General features: G+C 64.8%; 4 protein-coding genes. All 4 read left to right on the forward strand.

Annotated features, from left to right (window positions below; translation table 11 throughout):
* Positions 1-682 precede the first annotated feature (682 nt).
* The 4 genes from H0I76_RS19220 to ligD (H0I76_RS19235) all read left to right on the forward strand — a co-directional run bounded on the left by H0I76_RS19220 (position 683) and on the right by ligD (H0I76_RS19235) (position 4,424).
* Positions 683-1,579, forward strand: a complete 897-nt coding sequence (locus H0I76_RS19220; RefSeq protein ID WP_200613797.1) for a CHAD domain-containing protein — start codon at positions 683-685, stop codon at positions 1,577-1,579.
* A 294-nt stretch (positions 1,580-1,873) separates the two neighbouring features.
* Positions 1,874-2,512, forward strand: coding sequence for a DNA polymerase ligase N-terminal domain-containing protein (locus tag H0I76_RS19225; protein WP_234455445.1), 639 nt, complete (start codon positions 1,874-1,876; stop codon positions 2,510-2,512).
* Complete coding sequence (ligD, locus tag H0I76_RS19230; RefSeq protein ID WP_200613800.1) at positions 2,509-3,519, forward strand: non-homologous end-joining DNA ligase; 1,011 nt, start codon at positions 2,509-2,511, stop codon at positions 3,517-3,519. The genes H0I76_RS19225 and ligD (H0I76_RS19230) overlap by 4 nt, the downstream gene beginning before the upstream one ends.
* On the forward strand, positions 3,516-4,424 hold the full coding sequence (ligD, locus tag H0I76_RS19235) for a non-homologous end-joining DNA ligase (protein ID WP_200613802.1): 909 nt from the start codon (positions 3,516-3,518) through the stop codon (positions 4,422-4,424). Before ligD (H0I76_RS19230) ends, ligD (H0I76_RS19235) begins: the two co-directional genes overlap by 4 nt.
* Positions 4,425-4,593 lie beyond the last annotated feature (169 nt).

Here is a 4,593-nt window from a genome sequence, read left to right on the forward strand (position 1 = left end):
GGATGCGAATGTCCGTGGTGTCCAGAGCGGTCTTTTTCATTTCGCATAGCCTTCATGAACAACACGCTCGGGACAACCCGGTTGCGACGGAGTTGATCACCCGACCATCTATAAGTTGAATTTCCTCGTTACCAACCTGCGTCAATGCGTGGGAGCAGTACGGCTGATAGGAAGACGTTAGATAAGTGGGTCGTCCACTTCGTGCCGACAGATGAAGGGTATGACCGAGGCTAAGAGAGGAGGATGGCATGGATCTAGCAGAGCAAGAGCCGACATCGGACAAGATGTATAATAGTTGCAGTACCGGGCCACCAAAGGAGCCTACAGAGCCGCCAAGAGAGACCCCACCTCGGCCTAGTGAGACTCCACCCCGGCCAAATGAGACACCCAATCGGCCCGATGAGACGCCGCCGGGCGTGCCTAGCGAGATCCCACAACCGCCCGTCGAGGTGCCCACGGAGCCTCCGGATGAAGTTTGAACTGAAGCGTCGAATCAACCCGATTTACGTTCAGTTATTTGCCCCAATACCCTGCCGGCGAATGCAAAGGCGTCCCTATTCTGTATGTAAAGACCGTGTTTTGGATCATCCGCCGATTAATAAGGCTTGGCATTCGCAATTCGCAACAGTTTGCAGGGCCCGCCGTTGTTACATTAGAACCGGCATGCAAGATCGAGGAGACAGTGCCCTACCGCCTCAAGCATGGTGAAAACAGCATGCAAACAGCCCTGCGCCGGATTGCCGACGAGCAGATCGGGCGGGCGGTCGGCGAGGTCGACGACACCGAGCTCGGGCTTCACGAAACGGTCCACCAGATTCGCAAACGCTGTAAGAAGCTGCGCGGACTGATCCGGCTGGTGCGCCCTTCTTTCGCCCGATACTCCGAGGAAAACGCCGGCTTCCGCGATGTGGCCAAGAGGCTCTCGCATCTGCGTGACGCCAAAGCCGCGGTCGAGAGCTACGACCCGCTTGTCGAGAGGTTTGACGCCCAAGTGGACCGAAAGGCGTTCGCGGCGATCCGGCAGCGCCTAAGCACTGAGCAGAACGAGCTCGCCCAAGACGGCAGGGTGGAGGCCGACATCGCGCGCTTCCGCAAGTCGATGATCGAAGCAAAGGGGCGCGCATCAAACTGGAGCCTCGACGCGGAAGGCTTCGACGCAGTCCGCGGCGGCATCGCCAAGACCTACAAGCGCGCCCGCAAGGCCATCATGAAAGCGACGAATGAACCGACGCCCCAGAACCTCCACGATTGGCGCAAGCGCGTGAAGTATCACTGGTACCACGCTCGTTTGATGCGCCCCCTCTGGCGCAGGATGATGGAACCTCATGCCGACGCTGCGAAACGGCTCTCGGACATCCTCGGTGACCATCACGATTTCCATGTCCTCTGCACCAGGTTGCGGGACAGCCCCCCGGACTTCGGTGATGCCAAGGATATTGAGGTCTTCCTCGCCCTCTCTGCCGGGCGGCAGCGCGCGCTCGAGGATGACGCATTCAACCTCGGCCAAATGCTCCTTGCGGCATCTACCTCCGAACTCGTTGATCGATGGAGCACGTGGTGGAAAGTCGAGTTCGGTTGAGAAACAATCTATTCCTCCAGCAACAGGCGAGGGGCAGCAGTGTCCATGGCGGGAGCACTCGGATAGGACGTGGAAGACTTTGCACTCAATCGAACATCCGGTCCCGAACGCGATCCTCCCGCCTGCGAATGGCTTCGCCCGGACTGCTGCGTCCGGTTAAAGTATGGCGCCCAGACACTTGGGCTTTATGAGCGGGTGCGGAAGCATGCCGGGTGCGAACCTCCATGCCTCGTTTCGTGGGGACGGAGCCCCCCTGCTCAGGGCGCGCATGGAGGAGGCTACGGGAGAGAATTCTTGGTCGCCGGGAAAACCAGTGACGACAAGGCGGGCGCTTCCCTGGCGAGCTACCGCTCGAAACGCGCCCTCTCGCGAACACCCGATCCGGAAGGCGCGGAGCGCCCGTCCGACGACGTCCCGATCTTCGTAATCCAGAAGCACGACGCCTCGACGCTCCACTACGACTTCCGGATCGAGGCGGACGGCGTGCTCAAGTCCTGGGCGGTGCCGAAGGGCCCGTCGACCGACCCGCGCGAGAAGCGCCTCGCCATCCCGACCGAGGACCACCCGCTCGACTACGCCGAGTTCGAGGGCGTGATCCCCGAGGACGAATACGGCGCCGGCACCGTGCTGATCTGGGACCGCGGCACCTATGAGAACATGACCGAGGGCGACGGCGGCCCGAAGCCGATCGCCGATGCCATCGAGGCCGGCCATGTCGTCGTTTGGCTCCATGGCGAGAAGATCGGCGGCGGCTATGCGTTGCAGCGCACCGGCGACGGCAAGGATGCGCGCTGGCTCCTCGTCAAGATGGATGACGACGAGGCCGATGCGCGGCGCAACCCGGTCTCGACCGAGCCGCTCTCGGTCGCCTCTGGCCGCGACCTCTACGAGATCGCCGAGCAGGGCGCGGAATGGGAGGACGACGAGGCATGAGCGCGCCCGAGATCCTCGCCGACATCCTCGATACCTCCGAGCGAGAGGACCTGCCCAAGGAGGACCTGCCAGAATGGCGCGACCCCGCGCTCGCGACGCTCACCGACGCGCGCTTCTCCGACCCCGACTGGCTCTTTGAGCGCAAGCTCGACGGCGAGCGGGCGCTCGCCTATGTCATGGGCGACGGCGTCAGATTGCTGAGCCGGAACCGGAAATCGCTCTCCGAATCCTACCCGGAGCTGGTCGAGGCGCTGGAAGAGAGGGTCCGATGCGACGCGCTGATCGACGGCGAGATCGTGGCCTTCAAGGGCAGCATCAGCAGCTTTTCGCGCCTCCAGGGCCGGATGCAGATCAAGGATCCAGACGAGGCCCGGGTGAGCGGGATCGCGATCTACTACTACCTCTTCGACATCCTCCATGCCGACGGGCGCGACCTGACCGCGCTGCCGCTGCGGCGGCGCAAGAGAATCCTCAAGCGCGCCGTCGATTACGGCGACCCGATCCGCTACACGCCGCACCGCAACGAGGCGGGCGAGGCGTTTATCGAGGAAGCCTGCGAGAAAGGCTGGGAGGGGCTGATCGCCAAGCGCGCCGGCGACCCGCATCATCCGGGCCGGAGCCGCGCCTGGCTCAAGTTCAAATGCGCCAAGGGCCAGGAGCTGGTGATCGGCGGCTACACCGCGCCGGAGGGCGAGCGCGCGCATTTCGGCGCGCTCCTGCTCGGCTATTACGAGGGCGAGAGCTTCCGCTATGCCGGCAAGGTCGGGACCGGCTTCGACGACCAGACCCTCGCCGACCTCCACGACCGCATGAGCCGGTTCGAGCGCGAGACCCCGCCCTTCGACGACCCGCCCCCCGAGGATGGCATCACCTGGGTCTCGCCCGAGCTGGTGGCCGAGATCGGCTTCACCGAATGGACCGACGCGGGCAAGCTCCGCCATCCGCGTTATCTCGGGCTGCGCCGCGACAAGGCGGCCGAGGACGTCGTGCGGGAGGAGGCCTCGTGAGCGGGCGCGTGATCGAGGCGGGTGGGCGCGAGGTCGAGATTTCGCGCCCCGATAAGGTGCTGTTCCCCGAGGGCGGCATCACCAAGGGCGATCTCGCGGACTACTGGGCCCGGATCGCCGGGATGGCGCTGCCGCATTTCCGCGACCGGCCGCTCAGCATGGAGCGGTTCCCGGACGGGATCGACGCGGACGGCTTCTTCCAGAAGGACACGCCCGAGCATTTCCCCGACTGGATCGAGCGGGTCGAGCTGGAGAAGGAGGGCGGCACGGTGCGCCATGTCGTCGTGTCCGAGGCCGCGACGCTGGTGTTCCTCGCCGATCAGGGCATGATCACGCCGCATCTCGGCCTGTCTCGCACCGACGAGATCCGCAAGCCCGACCGCCTCGTGGTCGATCTCGACCCGTCGGACGACGACTTCGCCAAGGTGCAGCGCGCCGCGCGCCGTCTCCGCGGGCTTCTCGACGAGATCGGCGCGCATCCCATCGTGCAGACCACGGGCTCGCGCGGGCTCCATGTCATGCTCGCGCTCGACCGCTCGGCGGAATTCGAGGAGGTGCGCGATTTCGCCGGCAAGCTCGCCGCCCGGCTGGCTGAACGCCATCCCGACGAGCTGACGGTCGAGCAGCGCAAGGCGAAGCGCGGCGACCGCGTCTTTCTCGACATCCTGCGCAATGCCTACGGCCAGACCAGCGTCGCGCCCTATGGCGTCCGGGCCCGGCCGGGTGCGCCGGTCGCGACGCCGCTCGACTGGGACGAGGCGCTGTCCGAGGGGCTTGGCCCGCGCGACTACACCATCTCCAACATCTTCCGCCGTCTCGGGCAGAGGAACGATCCCTGGACGGCGATCGACGAAAAGGCCGACTCGATCACGGCTCTCGCGGCCGCGTTAGCCAAGCGCGAGTGACGCGTGGGCTGACGGCGTTTCCAACCGTAACGTGTGGGCGCATATGCAACGCCACCTGAGGGGCGACGTTGTTGCTCGATAGCGGGCACCGCTCAAATCGAAGCGGAGGCGCGCTGGCGAGCGTCAAGGGATGGGAGGCGATGGGTCTTTGATCGGAATCCTGGACACC

The sequence above is a fragment of the Thermohalobaculum xanthum genome (genome assembly GCF_016623495.1).
GTDB lineage: Bacteria > Pseudomonadota > Alphaproteobacteria > Rhodobacterales > Rhodobacteraceae > Thermohalobaculum > Thermohalobaculum xanthum.

Coding starts and splice junctions, on each gene's coding strand:
- ligD (WP_200613800.1), top strand. CDS start 2,509: ATGAGCGCGCCCGAGATCCTCGCCGACATCCTCGATACCTCCGAGCGA.